The sequence below is a fragment of the Solimonas marina genome, from assembly GCF_012241385.1.
Classification (GTDB): Bacteria; Pseudomonadota; Gammaproteobacteria; order Nevskiales; family Nevskiaceae; genus Solimonas; species Solimonas marina.
Window position 1 is genome coordinate 63,974 of record NZ_JAAVXB010000009.1, and the last position, 17,897, is coordinate 81,870.

18 protein-coding genes are annotated in these 17,897 nt (G+C 66.9%); 11 read left to right on the plus strand and 7 right to left on the minus strand.

The annotated features are described in order from the left end of the window. Positions 1-56 precede the first annotated feature (56 nt). The 3 genes from G7Y82_RS15145 to G7Y82_RS15155 all read left to right on the plus strand — a co-directional run bounded on the left by G7Y82_RS15145 (position 57) and on the right by G7Y82_RS15155 (position 3,720). Positions 57-1,865: an ABC transporter transmembrane domain-containing protein gene (locus tag G7Y82_RS15145; protein WP_436286678.1), complete on the plus strand. Its 1,809-nt coding sequence runs from the start codon at positions 57-59 to the stop codon at positions 1,863-1,865. Positions 1,866-2,089: 224 nt separating this feature from the next. Beyond that, the gene (gene tal, locus G7Y82_RS15150) at positions 2,090-3,220 is read left to right on the plus strand and encodes a transaldolase (RefSeq protein ID WP_168148981.1); all 1,131 of its coding nucleotides are present in this window, start codon (positions 2,090-2,092) and stop codon (positions 3,218-3,220) included. Positions 3,221-3,393: 173 nt separating this feature from the next. After that, positions 3,394-3,720 carry a BON domain-containing protein gene (locus G7Y82_RS15155; protein WP_168148982.1) on the plus strand — a complete coding sequence of 109 codons (327 nt, stop codon included), beginning with the start codon at positions 3,394-3,396 and terminating at the stop codon, positions 3,718-3,720. A 108-nt stretch (positions 3,721-3,828) separates the two neighbouring features. On the opposite strand, the gene G7Y82_RS15160 is transcribed toward G7Y82_RS15155, so the two are convergent. Beyond that, positions 3,829-4,215, minus strand: coding sequence for an RNA-binding S4 domain-containing protein (locus G7Y82_RS15160; RefSeq protein WP_168148983.1), 387 nt, complete (start codon positions 4,213-4,215; stop codon positions 3,829-3,831). A 31-nt stretch (positions 4,216-4,246) separates the two neighbouring features. Beyond that, on the minus strand, positions 4,247-4,960 hold the full coding sequence (locus G7Y82_RS15165; protein WP_436286679.1) for a phosphoadenylyl-sulfate reductase: 714 nt from the start codon (positions 4,958-4,960) through the stop codon (positions 4,247-4,249). A gap of 173 nt (positions 4,961-5,133) precedes the next feature. Between G7Y82_RS15165 and G7Y82_RS15170 the strand changes: the two genes are divergently transcribed. The 8 genes from G7Y82_RS15170 (at position 5,134) to G7Y82_RS15205 (ending at position 12,448) form a co-directional block, all read left to right on the plus strand. Beyond that, positions 5,134-5,634, plus strand: coding sequence for a TlpA disulfide reductase family protein (locus G7Y82_RS15170; RefSeq protein ID WP_168148984.1), 501 nt, complete (start codon positions 5,134-5,136; stop codon positions 5,632-5,634). A gap of 128 nt (positions 5,635-5,762) precedes the next feature. Further along, complete coding sequence (locus tag G7Y82_RS15175) at positions 5,763-6,335, plus strand: DUF6436 domain-containing protein (RefSeq protein WP_168148985.1); 573 nt, start codon at positions 5,763-5,765, stop codon at positions 6,333-6,335. Next, positions 6,332-8,344: a methyl-accepting chemotaxis protein gene (locus G7Y82_RS15180; protein WP_168148986.1), complete on the plus strand. Its 2,013-nt coding sequence runs from the start codon at positions 6,332-6,334 to the stop codon at positions 8,342-8,344. The genes G7Y82_RS15175 and G7Y82_RS15180 overlap by 4 nt, the downstream gene beginning before the upstream one ends. 91 nt (positions 8,345-8,435) lie before the next feature. Further along, a complete protein-coding gene (locus tag G7Y82_RS15185) occupies positions 8,436-8,834 on the plus strand; it encodes a group II truncated hemoglobin (protein ID WP_168148987.1) in 399 nt (132 codons plus the stop codon). Positions 8,835-8,920: 86 nt separating this feature from the next. Then, the gene (locus G7Y82_RS15190) at positions 8,921-9,532 is read left to right on the plus strand and encodes a paraquat-inducible protein A (protein WP_168148988.1); all 612 of its coding nucleotides are present in this window, start codon (positions 8,921-8,923) and stop codon (positions 9,530-9,532) included. Continuing rightward, the gene (locus G7Y82_RS15195; RefSeq protein ID WP_168148989.1) at positions 9,529-10,158 is read left to right on the plus strand and encodes a paraquat-inducible protein A; all 630 of its coding nucleotides are present in this window, start codon (positions 9,529-9,531) and stop codon (positions 10,156-10,158) included. Before G7Y82_RS15190 ends, G7Y82_RS15195 begins: the two co-directional genes overlap by 4 nt. Next, complete coding sequence (locus tag G7Y82_RS15200) at positions 10,125-11,810, plus strand: PqiB family protein (RefSeq protein WP_436286680.1); 1,686 nt, start codon at positions 10,125-10,127, stop codon at positions 11,808-11,810. The genes G7Y82_RS15195 and G7Y82_RS15200 overlap by 34 nt, the downstream gene beginning before the upstream one ends. Beyond that, on the plus strand, positions 11,807-12,448 hold the full coding sequence (locus G7Y82_RS15205; RefSeq protein ID WP_168148991.1) for a PqiC family protein: 642 nt from the start codon (positions 11,807-11,809) through the stop codon (positions 12,446-12,448). Before G7Y82_RS15200 ends, G7Y82_RS15205 begins: the two co-directional genes overlap by 4 nt. A gap of 13 nt (positions 12,449-12,461) precedes the next feature. Here the strand turns inward: G7Y82_RS15205 and G7Y82_RS15210 are convergent, their stop codons facing one another. The 5 genes from G7Y82_RS15210 to G7Y82_RS15230 form a co-directional block, all read right to left on the minus strand. Continuing rightward, positions 12,462-13,262: an aspartyl/asparaginyl beta-hydroxylase domain-containing protein gene (locus G7Y82_RS15210; protein ID WP_168148992.1), complete on the minus strand. Its 801-nt coding sequence runs from the start codon at positions 13,260-13,262 to the stop codon at positions 12,462-12,464. Between the two features lie 192 nt (positions 13,263-13,454). Beyond that, on the minus strand, positions 13,455-14,300 hold the full coding sequence (locus G7Y82_RS15215; RefSeq protein WP_168148993.1) for a phosphatase PAP2 family protein: 846 nt from the start codon (positions 14,298-14,300) through the stop codon (positions 13,455-13,457). A 13-nt stretch (positions 14,301-14,313) separates the two neighbouring features. Continuing rightward, a complete protein-coding gene (locus G7Y82_RS15220) occupies positions 14,314-15,846 on the minus strand; it encodes an ArnT family glycosyltransferase (RefSeq protein ID WP_168148994.1) in 1,533 nt (510 codons plus the stop codon). Continuing rightward, positions 15,839-16,858: a glycosyltransferase family 2 protein gene (locus G7Y82_RS15225; RefSeq protein ID WP_168148995.1), complete on the minus strand. Its 1,020-nt coding sequence runs from the start codon at positions 16,856-16,858 to the stop codon at positions 15,839-15,841. Before G7Y82_RS15225 ends, G7Y82_RS15220 begins: the two co-directional genes overlap by 8 nt. Beyond that, entirely contained in the window at positions 16,839-17,792 is a 954-nt protein-coding gene (locus G7Y82_RS15230; protein ID WP_168148996.1) for a lysylphosphatidylglycerol synthase domain-containing protein, read from the minus strand. The genes G7Y82_RS15225 and G7Y82_RS15230 overlap by 20 nt, the downstream gene beginning before the upstream one ends. Positions 17,793-17,897: the final 105 nt, after the last annotated feature.

The window sequence follows — 17,897 nt, forward strand, 5'->3', positions numbered from 1 at the left end:
ATGCATCTGAAACTTCCTTCCGCCCGCGCCATGCCGGCTGGCGGCGTGTGCGACCGGTGAGCGCGCAGCCGATCGAGCAGGCGGCGATCGACGCGGCCGCGGTCGCGCCCGACGCGACGTCGCCGGGCGCGCGCCGACGCCTTGGTGCGCTGCGTGCGCTCGGACCGTATCTGCGCCGCTATCGCGGCCGCATGACGCTGGCGTTCGTGCTGCTGTGCACAAGTTCCGGCGCCTTTCTGGCGGTGCCGCTGGCGTTTCGCGGCCTGATCGATCACGGCTTCGTCGCCGGCCAGTCGATCAGTGGCCACTTCCTGGCCTTGTTCGGCATCGCGGTGCTGTGGGGCATGGCGTCGGCGGCGCGCTTCTATCAGGTCAGCTGGATCGGCGAACGCGTGACGGCGGACCTGCGCAGCGCCGTCTATCGGCGCATGCTCGAGCAATCGCCGCAGTATTTCGAGACCACGCGTACCGGCGAGGTGCTGTCGCGCCTGACCGGCGATACGACCCTGGTGCAGACCGTGGTCGGGTCGTCGATGTCGATGGGCCTGCGCAGTTTCTTCCAGCTGTTCGGTGGCCTGGTGATGCTCGCGGTGACCAGCGCCAAACTGTTTGCGCTGACGCTGTTGCTGCTGATCGTCGTGGTCGTGCCAATGGTCTGGGCCGGTCGACGTGTGCGGCGTCTGTCGCGCGAATCGCAGGATCGCATCGCCGACAGCTCCGCGGTCGCCGGCGAAGTGCTCAATGCGATCCCGACGGTGCAGGCTTACACCAACGAGCCCTACGAGTCCGGCCGCTTCGACAGCGCCGTCGAGCGCAGCTTCGGTTCGGCGATCCGTCGCGCGCGGATGCGCGCGTTTCTGACCGCCGGGGTCATCGTCGGCGTGTTCGGCTCCATCGTCTTTGTGCTGTGGCTAGGGGCGCAGGCGGTGTCGGGCGGCATGATGACGGCCGGTACGCTGGCGTCCTTCATCATGTACGCGGCGATCACCGCCGGCGGCTTCGGCACCATCGCCGAGGTCTGGGGCGACGTGATGCGTGCCGCCGGCGCCACCGAGCGGCTGATGGAACTGCTCCACGCCGAACCGCAGATTGCGCCGCCGGCCGCGCCGCAGATCCTGCCGGCATCGCGTCAGGCCCGGCTCGATTTCGAGCGCGTCGACTTCCGCTATCCGTCGCGGCCGCAGCATGCGGCGCTCGACGGCCTGACGCTGTCGATTCGCGAGGGCGAGACGGTGGCCCTGGTCGGCCCCAGCGGCGCCGGCAAGACCACGGTGTTCCAGCTGCTGCAGCGCTTCTACGACGTGGGCGGTGGCAGCATCCGCTTCAACGGCGTCGATCTACGCGAGCTCGACCCGCGTGCGCTGCGCGCGCAGATCGGCCTGGTGCCGCAGGAGCCGGTGGTGTTTTCGGCCGACGCGCGCGAGAACATCCGTTACGGTCGCCGCGACGCCAGCGACGCCGACGTGCTGGCGGCGGCGCGCACGGCGCTGGCCGACGAATTCATTGCGCGCTTGCCGCAAGGCTACGAAACCTTCGTCGGCGAGCGCGGCACGCGCCTGTCCGGCGGCCAGCGCCAGCGCATTGCGATTGCCCGCGCAATCCTCAAGAACCCGCCGTTGCTGCTGCTCGACGAGGCGACCAGTGCGCTCGACGCCGAAAGCGAAGCCCTGGTCCAGCGCGGTCTGGAGGCGGCGATGCAGGGCCGCACGACGCTGGTCATCGCCCATCGTCTGGCGACGGTGCAGCGCGCCGATCGCATCGTCGTGCTCGAGGACGGCCGCATCGTCGAAATCGGTACGCCGGCGGAGCTGGCCAGGAGCGGCGGACTGTATGCGCGGCTGGCGAGCCTGCAACTGGTCGGGTGAAAAGCGAAAAAAGCGTCAACCACGGATTGCACAGATTTCACAGATGAGGGGCCGGCTGCTTGAGGCGCCCGTGCCACTCCGCTTTTGCGGACGCTGGCCATGCCGGAATCGCTCCAGAGGCGGGTTTCGCACGCTATTGCGGCTACGGCCGTTCTGCGAAATCTGTGTAATCTGTCGTTCTTAAAATTTCTCCCATCCTTTCATTCGCGGAATTCAGCAGGAACATGAATCGTCTACAGGCCGTGCACGCTTTGGGTCAGTCGATCTGGCTCGACTTCATCAGCCGCGAGTTGCTGTCATCCGGCTCGCTGCGCCGTCTGATCGAGGACGATGCCGTGACCGGCCTGACCTCCAATCCGGCGATCTTCGAAAAGGCCATCGGCAGCAGCAGCGACTACGACGCAGCGTTGCAGGCGCTGGTCGAAGGTGGCGTCAGCGATCCGGCCGAGCTGTTCGAGCGGGTCGCGATCGACGACATCCGCGCCGCTGCCGACGAGTTCCGCAAGACCTATGACGGCACCCGCGCCGTCGACGGGTACGTCAGCCTCGAAGTGTCGCCGCGCCTGGCGCACGACAGCGCGGGCACCATCGAGCAGGCACGCCGTCTGTGGAAGGCGGTCGGCCGCGACAATCTGATGATCAAGGTGCCGGGCACGCCGGCCGGCGTCGACGCGTTGCGCACGCTGATCGGCGAGGGCATCAACGTCAACGTCACGCTGCTGTTTTCGCGCGAGGCCTACCGCGCGGTCGCAGAAGCCTATGTGGACGGCATCGAAATCTGGACGCAGCGCAGCGGCGATGCCGGCAATATCGCCAGTGTTGCCAGCTTCTTCGTCAGCCGCATCGATGCGGCGGTCGACGCCGAGATCGCGCGCCGGGTTGCCGCCGGCGACTCCGACGCCGCGCGCCTGCAGGTGCTGGCTGGCAAGGTGGCAATCGCCAATGCGCGTCTGGCCTATCAGGATTACAAGGCGATCTTCGGCTCGCCGCGCTGGCTCAAGCTCGCGCAGCAGTATCGGGCGCGGCCGCAGCGTCTGTTGTGGGCGAGCACCGGCACCAAGAATCCGCAGTATCGCGACACCCTCTACGTCGAGGAGCTGATCGGCGCCAACACCGTCGACACGGTGCCGCCGGCCACGCTCGATGCGTTCCGCGACCACGGCGAGGCGCGCTCGACGCTGGAACTCGATATCGATGCCGCGCGGGCGGTGTTTGCCGAAGTCGAGGCGCTGCAGCTGCCGTTTTCGGCCATCGTCGACAAGCTCGTCGATGACGGTGTGCAGCTGTTCGTCGATGCCGACGACAAGCTGCTGGCGGCCGTCGCCGGCAAGCGCGATCTGGTCGCCAAGGCCTGATCCAGGGCGCGTCTCGCGCGCGTCTGCCGGCTCGCGCCTGAGTCCGGCATGAACGCAAAAGTCAGTTCAAATTCAGAGGCTCACGTCAACATGGTGAGCACCGGAAACAAGCCGGTGCCCACCCGGGATCAGTGGCAAGGACGCCACGACTCCCGACGGACATGGAGAGTCAGATGAAGATGAAAGCGATGTTGATTGCAGCGACGATGACGTTCACCGCCGTGCCGATGCTGGCGCAGGCCGATGCAGCGACCAAGAAGGACGAGACCGCGCAATACATCTCCGATTCGGCGACGACCGCCAAGGTCAAGGCCGCGCTGCTGGCCGAGAAGGGTCTGAAGTCGACCGACATCAGCGTCGAGACTGAAAACGGCGTCGTGCAACTGTCCGGCTTCGTGATCTCGTCGGCGCAGATCGATCAGGCCGTCGACGTCACGAAACACGTGAATGGCGTGAAGGACGTGAAGAACGACCTTCGCCTGAAGACCGCCACCGAGTAACGGTGCGGGTCTTCGACCCCGCCGCGGCCTTGCGTCGCGGCGGGATTTTTTATGGGCATGGGGTCGTGATGGTCTTCGCGAGCACGGACGGCAATGGCTGCCGGCGCTTCAATCCTGGCCCCAATCGCGCTTGAGGCGCTCGATCATGCGCCGGCCCTTCTTGCTCGGACGTTCGTTGCCGAAGCTCGGTCCTGCGGCCTGGCGCATCAGGCGCGCCTGTTCGCGGCGAGCGGTGCTGTCGGGCGTCTCGTCGTAAAGCTGCTGCGCCTGCGGTGCGCCACCACGCACGGTCGACAAGCCGGCCACCACCACGGCAAATTCCTCGCCGCCGCGGCGCACCGTCAAGTTCATGCCGGCATGCACGCTCTTGGCGACCTTGCAGCGCTCGCCGTCGCAGCGCACATGGCCGGCCTCGATGGCTTCCTTGGCCAGCGTGCGGGTACGAAAGAAGCGCGCGGCCCACAGCCACTGATCGAGACGAACCGTTTCACTCATGCGCGCATCGTAACGCGCGGCCCCACGCCGTTCAGCGGTGCAGGCCGCACTCGGTCTTCGGCTTGCCGATCCAGCGCCCGCTGCGACCTTCGCCCGGCACCGTGCAGTGCACGCAACCGATGGATTGATAGCCCTTGGCGACCAGCGGATGGAAGGGCAGATCGTGCTCGCGGATATAGGCGTCGCGCTGCGCGTGGGTGACGTCGATCATCGGATTGAATTTCACGATGCCGCCGCGAATCTCGAAGATGTCGAGCTGTGCGCGATGCTCGGTATCCGAGCGCATCAGGCTCGACACCCAGATGTCGTAGTTCGGCTTGACTGCGTCGAGCGGCTCGACCTTGTTGATCGCGCAGCAGAAGTCCGGATCGCGCTCGTAGGTTTTGTCGTCGACCGTGAACTGATGCTTCCAGCCTTCGGCCTGCAGGCTGAAGACCTTCAGTCCGAACAGCTCGGTCAGGTAGTCGCGGTAGGCCAGCGTCTCCGGAAAGTGGTAGCCGGTGTCGATGAACGCGAACTTCTGGCGCGGCTCGATGCGCGAGATCAGGTGCAGAAAATAGGCCGAGGTGGCGGCGAACGACGAGGTCACCAGCACCCGGTCGACGTCGAACTCGCGATACAACTGGCGAATGCGTTCGGAGAAGTCGAGCTGGGCATAGCGCGCATTGAGTTCGACGATCTGCGCCTCGCTGAGGGCGGGCACGGGGCTCGGCGGCACACTGGGGGCGGTGGCGACGGTGGACACGGCGGTCTTCCTGCTTCGGTACGGCGGACGCGAAGTGTAAGGGAAGGCGGCTGCGCGCCGGCCCCATGTTCCGAAACGGTATAAGCAAAGAACCGCGCGGGCGGGTGGCGCTGCGGCGCTACACTGCGCCGATGTCGATCCGGTGGCTCTCTGCGCTAGGCGCGCTGCTTCTGATGTTGTCGGCGCCGTCGATCGCGGCGCCGACCGCACCGCCGATGCCGGGCGATATCGCGCCGGACGCGGTCGGCATGACGGTGCACGGCCGCCCGGTACGGATCAGCGACTACCGTGGCCGTGTCATCGTGCTGACGTTCTGGGCGTCGTGGTGCGCGCCGTGCCGTGACGAGCTGGTGCTGCTTGAGCGATTGCAGCGCAGTGCTGGTGCGCAGCGCCTGCGTGTGATCGCCGTCAACTGGCATGAGGCACGAGGCCGGTTCCCGGCCCTGGTCGCGCAGCTCGGGCCGGCCGAGCTGACGCTCAGCAGCGATGCCGATGGCCGGGCTGGTGACCGCTATGGCGTTCGCATGATCCCGCGCATGTTCATCATCGATCGTGATGGCCGCGTGGCTTATACGCATACCGGCTATGACCCCAAGGCCTCGATCGGCACCATCGTCGATGAGGTCAACACCCTGCTGGCACAGACGCCACCTGATCTGCGACCGCCGCCGTAGATCCCGCCCGCCGTGCCGCGCAGCCGCTGCGCCCAGCCGTTCGTCATGCCGTGCCTGCGCCGCCGTGGCGCCGCGCCGCTAGTGCTCGTGAACGGCCCTGAAGAGGCCCGGCCATCAGGAGGAGTGGAGTGCGCCCGTTGCTGTCTGCGCGCCGCATGATCGCGGCCGGCCCGATCACGGTCTTCGCAATCTGGATGACGCTCGCGCTGTCGGGTTTCTGGATGGCGTTCATCGCGCCGGCGCAGGCACAACGCAACGACGCGGTGGCGGCACTGGCCGCGGCCGCTCCGCAGCTGCGGCAATGGCGCTTGCAGCATGCGGCAGAGACGGCGCGCGGCACCCTGGTCCAGCTGCCCGCTCTGCGCTGTCCGTGTGCCGCAGCGCCGACGCTCGATACCCAGACCCTGCGCGTGCTGACGGCGCGCGCCGGCGTGGCCTTCGAGCAAGCCTCGGCGACGGCGGCGCTGCCGAATGCGGCTCTGGTGCCTGGTCAGGACCTGCTGTTGTTCGCGGCCGATGGCGAGATCGTCGCGGCCGGTAGTACCCAGGGCGGTCCCCTGTGCGGCTCGCCGCGAGCGGCCGTGGCGTTGCTGATCTCGACGCTGGCCGGTCATCGCAATGGCGCGATGCCGATCGGTCTGGGCTTGCGTTGCCAGTGCGGCGGCGACGACTCACGACTTTACGAAGGTTCAAAAACATGAATACGACACTTGCCTATCTGACTCAGCTGCGTGCCCACGCGGACCGCATGTTTCTGGCGCTGATCTGGTTGCTGCTGATCGCCAGCGTCGGCCTCGCCCCGTGGCACGAGACCTGGCGTGCGGTACTGCTGGTCGGTGCGCCGACCGTGGTCCTGAGTACCGTGCAGGTGCGGCTGTGGCCGGGCCATGCGATGACGCGCGTGATGATCGGCTGCGCGTTCATGGCGATGTCGGCGCTGATGATTCATCAGGGACACGGCATGATCGAGCTGCATTTCGGCATCTTCGTGCTGCTCGCATTTCTGCTGCTTTACCGCGACTGGGTTCCGGTCATTGCCGCCGCCGCCTTTATCGCGGTTCACCACCTGGGTTTCGACTGGCTGCAGCGTCGTGGGCTCGGCGTCTGGGTGTTCGCCGCCAACACTGGCTGGCACATCGTGCTGATCCATGCGCTCTACGTGGTGCTGGAGTCGGCGATCCTGTGTCTGATCGCATTGAACCTGCGCCGGGAAAGCCTGCTGGTTGGCGCCGATCCGCGCGATCTGGCGCAGCGCGCGCAGGCCATGGCGATGGGCGATATCAGCGGTGACGCGACCCTGGCGCAAGCCGCGCCGGGTAGCATTGCAGCGGCAACGCACGAACTGGCGACGTCGCTTGCGGCCATCCTCGGCGAGGTGCGCGACGTCGTGCAGGCGCAGTCGGCCGGCGACTTCTCGCGACGCGTCGGCACCGACGGCCACAGCGGCGTGATCGTCGATCTGGCCCACGACATCAATGTCGCCTGTGAGCGGCTCGAAGGGGCGATGCAAGAGGCCGTCGACGTGCTCGAAGCGGTGGGGCGCGGCGAACTCGAGCGGCGCATCGAGTTCGACGGCCTGGGCATGCTGGGCCGCCTGCAGCAGCAGACCAATCATACGGTGAGCTTCCTGTCGACGTTCTGTGCCGAGCAGCAGCGCGTGGTCGACGCCGCCGTGCGTGGGGAGCTCGATGGGCGTGTCGCGCTCGACGGTCTGAGCGGTTATCAGCACGAACTGGGCGGCGGCATCAATCGTCTTCTCGATGCCGTCGACGCGGTCATGACGGCCTTGGGCCAGCAGATGGCGGCCTTGGCCGAGGGTGACCTGCGCGCGGCCGGTGCGATCGATGGGCAGGGCCGCTATGCGGAACTCGCCGATCATGTGCGGGCGTCGGTGGAGAAGCTCAATCACATCGTCGGCGAGGTGCGCGACGGCAGTGACGAGATTCACACCGCGGCGCGCGAAATTGCGGCCGGCAACGCCGACCTGTCGGTGCGCACCGAGCAACAGGCGTCCAGCCTGGAGGAAACCGCCAGTTCACTCGAAGAGCTGACGACCAGCGTCCAGCAGAGCGCCGACAACGCACACGATGCGGTGAAGCTGACCGAGGACGCGCGGCAGGTGGCCGAACGCGGCGGTGCAGTGGTCGCGCAGGTCGTGGCGACGATGCAGAACATCCACAAGTCGAGCCGGCGCATCGAGGAAATCATCGGCGTGATCGACGGCATCGCCTTCCAGACCAATATTCTGGCGCTCAATGCCGCCGTCGAGGCGGCGCGCGCCGGCGCCGAAGGACGCGGCTTTGCGGTCGTTGCCGGCGAGGTGCGCAGCCTGGCGCAGCGCAGCGCGACGGCCGCCCGCGAGATCAACGAGCTGATCTCGCAGTCGGTCGCGCAGGTCGACAGCGGCACGGCGCTGGTGCAGGACGCCGGGGGGACGATGCAGTCGATCGTCGAATCGATCGGACGCGTCGCTGGCTTCATGCGCGACATCGCCAACACCACGCGCGAACAGAGCGACGGGATTCGCCAGATCAATCAGGCTGTGACGCAGATGGATCAGGGCACGCAGCAGAATGCGGCGATGGTGGAGCAGGCGGCGGCCGCGTCGAAGGCGATGAGTGGGCGCGCCGAATCGCTGGCGACGCTGGTCGCGCGCTTCCGCACCGAAGATCGGCAGGCGCCGGTGCTGGTGCGCTCGCGCGCGGCCTGATGACGGCGGCAAGCCGGACTCGGGCTATGATGGGAGATGGCGGCCGCGGCAACGCACGTGGCCGTCATCGTCCCCTTATTCCGATGTGGCAATGTCCGAATCCCTGCATGACCGCCTAGGCGGCGAACCGGCGATCCGCGCGATCGTCGACCGTTTCTACGATCAAATGGACTGCCAGCCGGCGTTCGCCGGTCTGCGCGCGCAACACCCGGCCGACCTGAGCGGCTCGCGCGACAAGCTGTACTGGTATCTCTGTGGCTGGACCGGCGGCGCGTCGCACTATGTCGAGCGCTTCGGCCACCCGCGACTGCGCGCGCGGCATCTGCCGTTCACCATTACCAGCGACGAGCGCGATCAGTGGCTGGCGTGCATGGCGGTGGCGCTGCGCGATGTCGAGGTCGAATCGGTGCTGGCCGATGAGCTGTTGGCGGCCCTGGTGCCGGTCGCCGACTGGATGCGCAATCGCCCCGATCCCGAGCCGGCCGGCTAACGTTCAGTGCCAAATCAGCATGGCGCGATCTAGACTGCGCGTCTGGATAGCCGAGCGGGAGAGGTGGCTGCGACGGCCGCCGTTCGATGCACCCTAGCGAATTCATTGTCTGCGAGCACTGCGACGTGGTCTATCAGCGTGCGGATCTGATCCGCAAGCAGAGTGCGTGCTGCGTTCGTTGCGGCGCGGAGCTGTACCGTGCGCCGGCAATGCACCTGCAGACCATGTTGGCGCTGGTCGTCACCAGCCTGTTCCTGTTCGTGATCGCCAACGCCTATCCGCTGATTTCGATGCAGATGAACGGTATCGATCACGCCAGCACGCTGATCGACTCGGTTGCGGCCGCGTGGCACAGCGGGGTCGGCCCGATCGCGGTGATGACGGCGCTCGCCGTCGTGCTGTTTCCGCTGACGCAGATCGTGCTGCTCGGCTATCTGTTGACGAGCCTGATCATGCTGCACCGCGATCCGCCGGGCTTCGTTGACCTCATGCACGCCCTGCGTCTGATGCGGCCGTGGAGCATGGTCGAGGTCTATCTGATCGGCGCACTGGTCGCGGTCGTCAAGATGGCCGGCATGGCGTCGGTCCGTGCCGAGCCGGGACTCTATGCGCTCGGTGCGCTGACGTTCCTGTTGGCGCTGATCAACGCCTTCGACCTGCGCCTGCTGTGGGATGCGCGCGACAGGCTCGTCGAATGAAGTACCGCACCGCAACCGAGATGGGCCTGCTGCCGTGCGAAGCCTGCGGCATGGTCTGCCGCGAGACCGCCTACATCGAGCATCCGTGCTGTCCGCGCTGCGACGCGCCGTTGCACCATCGCAAGTTCGACAGCCTGCGCCGCAGCTGGGCGTTTCTGATCGCGGCGGCCGTGTTGTACATCCCGGCCAACACCTTGCCGATCATGCGCACCAAGACGCTGATCTACGACTTGAACAGCACGATCATCGGCGGCATTCGCGTGCTCTGGGAGGACGGCTCCTGGGATCTGGCGCTGATCGTGTTCGTCGCCAGTATTTGCGTGCCCATCCTCAAGATCGTCACGCTGACGATCCTGCTGATCAGTGCGCGCCGGCGCTCGCGCTGGGCGCGGCGCGGCCGCGCACGGCTTTACCGCATCCTCGAATTCGTCGGCCAATGGTCGATGCTCGACGTCTTCGTCGTCGCGCTGCTGGTTTCGCTGGTCGACTTCGGCAAGGTTGCCGAAGTGCATGCCGGCCCCGGCGCGATTGCCTTCGGTGCCGTCGTCGTGCTGACGATGCTGGCATCGATGAGTTTCGACCCGCGACTGATCTGGGACGAGTTTCCGGACGAGAATCCTTCATGAGCGACCCTACATCGAACGAACCCGAAACCCCGTTCCCGAAACCGGAAGTCCGCACCGGCCGGCGCTGGAGCCTGTCGCTGATCTGGCTGGTACCGGCGGTCGCGGCGCTGGCCGGGTTCATCCTGCTGCTGCGCGCGTGGCTGGCATCGGGGCCGCTGATCACGATCAGTTTTCTCAGCGCCGAGGGCCTGGAAGCCGGCACCACCGAAGTGCGCTACAAGGATGTCGTGGTCGGCAAGGTCAAGCGCATTCGTCTCAGCGACGATCACCAGCATGTGCTGGTGCGCGTCGAATTGACCAATGACGCTGCCGACCTGGCGGTCGATGACACGCGCTTCTGGATCGTCCGTCCGCGCATCGGTCTCGGCGGCGTGTCGGGCCTCAACACCCTGCTGTCCGGCGCCTACATCGGCATCGACGTCGGACACTCGGACAAGAGTCGCTCCGAGTTCACCGGCCTGGAAGTGCCGCCGGCGGTGACCACCGACCAGAAGGGGCGACGCTTCGTGCTCGAGGCCTCCGATCTCGGCTCGCTCGACATCGGCTCGCCGGTCTATTTCCGCCGCGTCCAGGTCGGCCGTGTGGTCGCCGACAAGCTGCGCGACGATGGCCGCGGCGTGACGCTCGAGGTCTTCGTCAACGCGCCCTATGATCACTTCGTGACCGCCAACACGCGCTTCTGGAATGCCAGCGGCGTCGATCTGTCGGTCAACGCCGCCGGGTTCCGGCTCGACACCGAATCGCTGGCGGCCGTGGTGGCCGGCGGCGTTGCCTTCGAGGCCCCGGTCGGCGGCGCCGATCAGCCGGCACCGGAGAACACCCATTTCGGTCTGTTCGGCGATCGCACCAGTGCGATGGCGCCGCCGGACGGCGTGGCGATGGAGGTGCGCATGCGCTTCGATCAGTCGATGCGCGGTCTGAAGGTCGGTGCGCCGGTCGATTTCCGCGGCATCGAGATCGGCAACGTCACCGCCACGTCGCTGGACTTCGATCGGACCAAGCGCCAGCTCGTCGCGGTCGTCGACGCCCGCGTGTATCCGGATCGGCTCGGCGCCTTGTTCAAGCGCCAGATCGAGCGCAGCGGCGACGAGCGCAAGGCCGGGCCGGCGTTCTTCGCGCGAATGGCCGGCTATGGGCTGCGTGCGCAGATGCGCCCGGGCAATCTGCTGACCGGTCAGCTCTATGTATCGCTCGACTTCGATCGCAAGGCGAAAAAGATCAAGGTCGACCCCGACGCGCAGCCGTTCGAGCTGCCGACGTCGTCCGGCGGTCTCGAGGAGATCCAGCAGCAGATCAGCGACATCGTCAACAAGCTCGACCGCATTCCGTTCGACGAAATCGGGCAGAACCTCAACAGCACGCTGAAGAATGCCGACAGCCTGTTGCGCCAGCTCGACACCGAGGTCGCGCCGCAGGCCAAGCAGATGATCGAGCAGGCCCAGCAGGCCTTGCAGGCGGCCAATCAGAACATGCTGTCGAGCGGCTCGCCGCTGCAGCGCAATGCGCAGGACACGCTGCAATCGGTCGATCGCATGGCGCGTTCGCTGCGCGAGCTTGCCGACTACCTCAAGCGCCACCCCGAGTCACTGGTGTTCGGCAAGCCCAATGGCACCGAACCGAGCGGCGATGGCAAATCGGAGAACGACAAATGAGCCGCTTCCATTACAGGGCCGGCGTCGCTGCCGCGCTCGCTGCTGGTCTGCTACTGGCGGGGTGCGCGCATGACCGTACGCATTTCTACACGCTGCTGCCGCCACCGCATCAGACTGCATCGAGCGCCGGCGGCGGCGACTACGCCATCGACGTGCAGCGCGTGAACATTCCCCCGCAGGTCGATCAGCCGGAGCTGATTGTGCGTCAGGGCTCCGGCGAGCTGGCGCTGGTCGAGACCCGCCGCTGGATCGGTCCCCTGGCCGATGAGGTGCGCGGCGCGCTGTCGTCGGCACTGACGCAACAGCTCGGGGTGCAGGATGTCTCCGGTGTTGCGCCGCCGGATGCACCGGTCTACCGCGTGCTGGTTGACGTACGCCGCTTCGAAGGCTGGCTGGCGCACGATGTGACGGTCGACGCGGTGTGGACGGTCACCGAGCTCGGCGCCAAGGCCGCCGACGGCAAGCCGCGCAGCTGGACCTGCTCGACGATGTCGAAGCAGGCGGTGGCGCCGGGTTACGCGGCCTACGTCAGCGGCGCGCAGCAGGGCGTGACGGCAGTCGCGACGCAGATCGGCGCGCTGATCCGTGCCGCGCAGCAGGCGCCGAGCGCCTCGGCGATCGCCTGCCCCGCGGCGTGAGCCGCCCGCAGCCTCAGTCCGCCTTGGTGTAGAAGCGTCGCTTCCAGTCGCGGTGTCGCGCATTGGCGCGGCGCAGCAGCGGCAGGAACTGCGCGGTGCCGAGCAGTGCGCGATTCATCAGATGCCAGGGTTGGCGCAGCGGCCGTGCGAAATCGATGAACAACACCACGCGCCAGCCGTCGGTGTCGTTCCAGACTTCGTGATTGAAACTGTCGTCGAAAATCAACGTTTCGCCTTCGCGCCAATGGCAGATCTGATTGCCGACGCGGATCGCCACATGCTCGGCTGGCTGCGGCACGATCAGGCCCAGATGACAGCGCAGGATGCCGTTGTAGGCGCCGCGATGCGGCGGAATCTTCTTGCCGGGCGCCAGGATCGAAAAGAATGCGGTCGAAGCCGCCGGAATCTGCCGCAGCAGGCGCGTCGTTTCCGGGCACTGCCGCTGGTTCTCCGAGCAGTCCATGCCGGCGCTGAGCAGCCAGTAGGTCTTCCACAGATCGTCGGTCGTGATCGTGCGGACTTCGTCGAGAATCTGGTGGAAGGCCGGCAGATTGTCGCGCTGCGTCATCACCTGTTCGAGTTCGCGGCGCACCAGCATCCAGTTTGCTTCCAGCTCGCGCGTCCAGGGGAACTGCGCGCTGTCGTAGACCGGCGCATCGGGTTCGCGCGATGCCCAGGCGACGAAGCTTTCTAGTCCGTTCTGCAGGCCGATCCCGAGGCGCTGCGTCAGCGAGCGGTTCGCGCCGAGCGTATGGGCGCGGGAATTCAGATCGGCGCCTTGCTTGCCGATGTCCGCCTTGCTGCTGTCGTTCATCTCACCTGCCTGAGTCTTGTTCTGTGCGGGTCGCCATCGATCACGGCGGCCATTGGCGCCGCATCGTGCGACAGATCGCGGCCGTTGAGAAGTCGTTTGCTGGCGGTCTGTGCTGCCGATACCGGGCGCGCTGTCTCGCGAGCGGCGGCGCACGCTAACGGTCGCGCCGTGAATCCATCCTGAACCCTGGCATCAGACCGATGCGCCGCCGGCACGCCGCTGCCAGCCGAAGCCGGTGATCGCGTATCCGCGAGTGGCGAATCCGTAGCGCCAGAGCGCCGACGCGAGTCCCAGGCAGCTGATCGTGCGGACCATCCACAACGCGTCCGGGTATGCCGGCATGCGGACGACGTCAGCGATGGCGCATCCCGCCAGCAGGGCGGCGATCAGCAGATGCCCCTGCAGCCGCAGTCCCCAACGGCAGCGGCGCATCGCGCACAGCCCCAGCCACACCGACAGCAGGCCGATGGCGGCGCCGGTCAGTACGTCGACCGGCCAGTGCGCGCCGACCGCGACGCGGCTGACGCCGATTGCCATCGCCATCAGTATCAGCACCGCGCGCATCGCGATCGACGGGGTGGCGCAGGCCAGCACGCCGGCGCCGACGAAAGCCGTGACCGTATGCCCGGACGGGAAGCTGTTGCGATGCCAGGCCGGACCGATGAGGCGAAAGCTGTCGGCGGCCAACGCGCCGGCCGGGCGCGGCAGATGCGCGATGATCTTGACGCCGTGCGACAGCAGTGTGGCGATCAGCGCCGCAAGCACGGCGTGCCAGACGGCCTGTGGATAGCGCCAGATCAGCAGCAGAAACAGGTTCAGCATGACCAGGCTGTCGCCGGTCTGGGTGATGTTCTGCAGCAACGGCGCCGACAGCGGGCGCGCGGCGTCGTTGAGCCAGTGAAAGCCGATGTGGTAGCCGCCGGCGGCGATCAAGGCCGCAGCGAATACGGTCATCTGGCCGGCGACGATCAGTAGCCAGCGATGGTCGTCGGCGGTCGGCCGCGGTTGCTGCAGGCGATGAAGCAGGGTGGCGGACATGTGCGGATCTCCTTCAGGGCGCGCGGCGGAGCAGCGCGACGCCTCCGCGTTGAAACTCGGTGCTCCACTCGACACCGGGCAGCGCGTCATGCAGCGCGGCCAGCTTGTCGATGCGCGCGAATACCAGGGTTCCGGGCGCCGGCAATCCGGACGGTGTCGGCGCGCCGCGGTAAACGCTGAAACTCGGCAGGTGGGTGCGATAGCTCACGGTCGGCAGCCGGAGATCGCGCGCGCGAAGTGCCGCGTCGCGAGTCGGCTCCTGATAGGCGCGCGCGAAGCGCGGTGCGGCGACACCCCAGATCAGCCCCGCCTGAAGGCCGGCGATCAGCAGCAGTGCCAGCGGCCAGCGCCGCGGCGCGACGGCGATCGCGCCGAGTGCGATCAGTACCGCCAGACCCGCGAATCGCGCGTACGCGATGTCGAACTGCGGCGCCGCAAGCGTCAGCACGCCGAACTCGTAGGCGCGATGCGTCTGCGCGGCAATCCGTGGCAGAGCCCAGGGCAGGGCGGCGAGCAGTACGAGTAACAGCAGTGCCGGCAGTAAGGCGAGGCGGCGCCAGCGGACCTGACGATGGTGCCGGCCGATCAACACGAACAACGGCGTGGCGCCGTAGAGCAGGTAATGCGGCAACTGCGTGGCCGAGAACGAAAACAGCAACAGAACCACGACGAACCAGATCAGGCCATAACGGTCGAAGGTATCGTGGCCGTCTTGTGGCCACAGCGCGGCGCGCAGCACGCCGGTGAACGGCAGCACGATGACGGGTAGCGCTGCCAGATAGAACCACCAGTGGCCGCCGTGATGCTGCATCGTGTCTTCGTAGCGGCCGACGTTATGGTCGAGCAGAAAATGGCGTAGGAACGTGCCGCCGTCCTGGTGCAGGGACAAGGTCACCCACGGGGCGACGACTGCTGCGATCAGCAGCCAGCCGAGCGGATCGAGCACGGCGCGCCACCACAGGCGCATCCGGCCCTGCGAGGCAAAGAAGATCAGCGAGGCGGCGCCGGGGATCGCCAGTGCCACCGGCCCTTTGGCGAGCAGGCCGAGGCCGATTGCCAGATAGACGCGCATCAGCAGCCGGCGGCGTGGCCGCTCGTACCAGCGGAAGATGTCGAGGCCGGCCGACGCGATCAGCAGATTGAGCAGCGCATCGGCTGTCGCCGCATGGCCGACGATGCTGCTCATCAGGCCCAGCGACACAGCACCGGCCGCAACCAGCGCTTCACCGCGTTCGTGTTCGCGCTCGCGGACGAAGCCGTAGATCAGCCACATCCACAATGTCGCGCAGAGAATCGACGGCAGGCGAAACGCCAGTTCGTGACGGCCGAGCAGATGCACGCTGATGCCCTGCAGCCAGTAGGTCAGCATCGGCTTGTCGTAGCGCGGGGCGTCGTCGAGCGTGGTCGAGATGTAGTTGCCGCTGTCGAGCATCTCCAGCGTCGCCTCGCTGAACGCGCCCTCGTCGAGATCGAATAGCGGCACATTCCAGGCTCCGAGCAGGAAGCCCAGGGCCGCAAACAGCAACAGGCAGCCGCGCTCAGTCATGCGTGCGCATCCAGTCGGCATCCGTCGCCAGCGGCCGGCGCGCGTCGATCGTCAGCCGCGGCTGATGCAGGATGCGCGTCATGATTTCGGCGAGGATGCCGGTGGTGACGAACTGCGCGGCGAACATCAACAGCAGGATCGCGATGAAGAACAGTGGCCGGCCGCCGATGTCGTGACCGAGTACGAATTTGACGAAGGCCAGATGCAGCATCGCGATGCTGCCGAGCGCGCCCAGCGCCAGGCCGATCGCACCGAAGAAGTGGCCGGGGCGGGCCTGGAAGCGCAGAAAGAAGAACGCCGTCAGCAGATCGAGCATCACGCGGAAGGTCCGCGACAGTCCGTAGTTCGACCTGCCGTGTAATCGCGGATGGTGGCAGACCGGCGTTTCGCCGATGCGCTCTGGTGACGTGACCATGGCCACCCAGACCGGAATCAGACGGTGCATTTCGCCGTACAGGCGTACGCCGGTGATCACGTCGCGGCGCATCAGCTTCAGACTGCAGCCGTAATCATGCAGTCGCACGCCGGTGACGCGCGCGATCACGCGGTTGGCGATGCGCGACGGCAGCTTGCGCGATAACCAGTGATCCTTGCGATCGGCGCGCAGCCCGCAGAGCAGATCGAGATCGCGCGCGTACAGTTCGTCGATCATTCGCACAATGTCATACGGATCGTTCTGCAGATCGCCATCGATCGTCGCGATCAGCTCGCCGCGCGCCGCATCGATGCCGGCCTGCATCGCCGCCGTCTGGCCGCGGTTACGGGCGTGTCGGAGCCGACGGACGTGCCGACCGTAACGGGCGCTTTCGGCATCGATGCGCACCGCGCTGTCGTCACGACTGCCATCGTCGACCAGCAACAGCTCCCAGTCGCCGCCGTAGGTGGCCAGCGCCTCGTGAATACGCGCCACAAGCGGCGCGATGTTGTCGGCTTCGTTGTAGATCGGCACGACGATCGACAGCGACGGCGGCCGCGCAACGGCGACACCGGGCTCAGCATGCGAGGGCATCATGGCGATTCAAGACCGGCAGTTCGGGCAGCGACAGCAGCACCGTGCCGAGCGTGGTGCCGATGATCAGCAGGTGCAGGGTGACGGCGGCGGCGACGGCCTGTCCGGCGGCGGACATCCCGAGGACGACGCCGGCTTCGAAGGTGCCGGCGCCGCCGGGTGCGTGGATCGGCAGCAAGGTACTGGCGTCGCCGCCGATCGCGCCGAGCAGCGCAACGGCTGATCCAGTGCCGGCAATGGTCCGCAGGACGATCGCGAATCCTGCCAGCTTGAGCGTCCACGCCGACCAGCTGAGCGCCAGTTCGCGCAGCAGCGCCGGCGACGACGGCGGCACCGCGGTCAGCGCCTGACGCCAGTGCGACAGCGGCGTCGCGTCGGCTTGCTGCAGGCGGCGGCGAACGATGAAGGCGAGCAGCGGCATACTCGCAGCGGCGCCCATCGCCAGCATGATCAGCCCCGCCGCGGTTGCGCCTTGATCGCGTTGCATGAGGGCCAGCAGCGCCAGCACCGCGACACAATGCAGATCCAGCAGGCGTAGCCACAGCAGCAGTCCGGTAGCGCGCGGCCAGGCCAGCCCGAGACGGCGCCGCAAGAGCCACGGCAAGGCGGCTTCGCCGACGCGTGCCGGCAACAGCAGATTGCAGGCATTGTGCAGCCACAGCAGACGCAAGCTCACCAGATAGGCGCCGGCGGGGATGTCCGGACAGCTGGTGTAGAGGCGCAGTGCGCGCAGTAGCCAGCTGCTCAGTGATGTGGCGAGAAAGCTCGCCAGCAGCCACGACGGCAGGTCCACCCACAGGTTCAATAATGGGCGCCAACCGCAGCACCATTCGATCGCGGCACCGTAGGCGGCGAACGTCAGCAGCAGGATCAGCGCGGTACGCAGGCGGGTGGAAATCGACAAGCGAATACGGGCGACGACGGGCGATCCGGTCACTCTAGGAACCGGGCGTGACAGTGTGGCGACAGCGCCTTGCGCTTATGCTTGACGGTCAGGCGGGTGTGGCGCATGCCGTGCCGGCGCCCGCGTCAAAACCCTGAC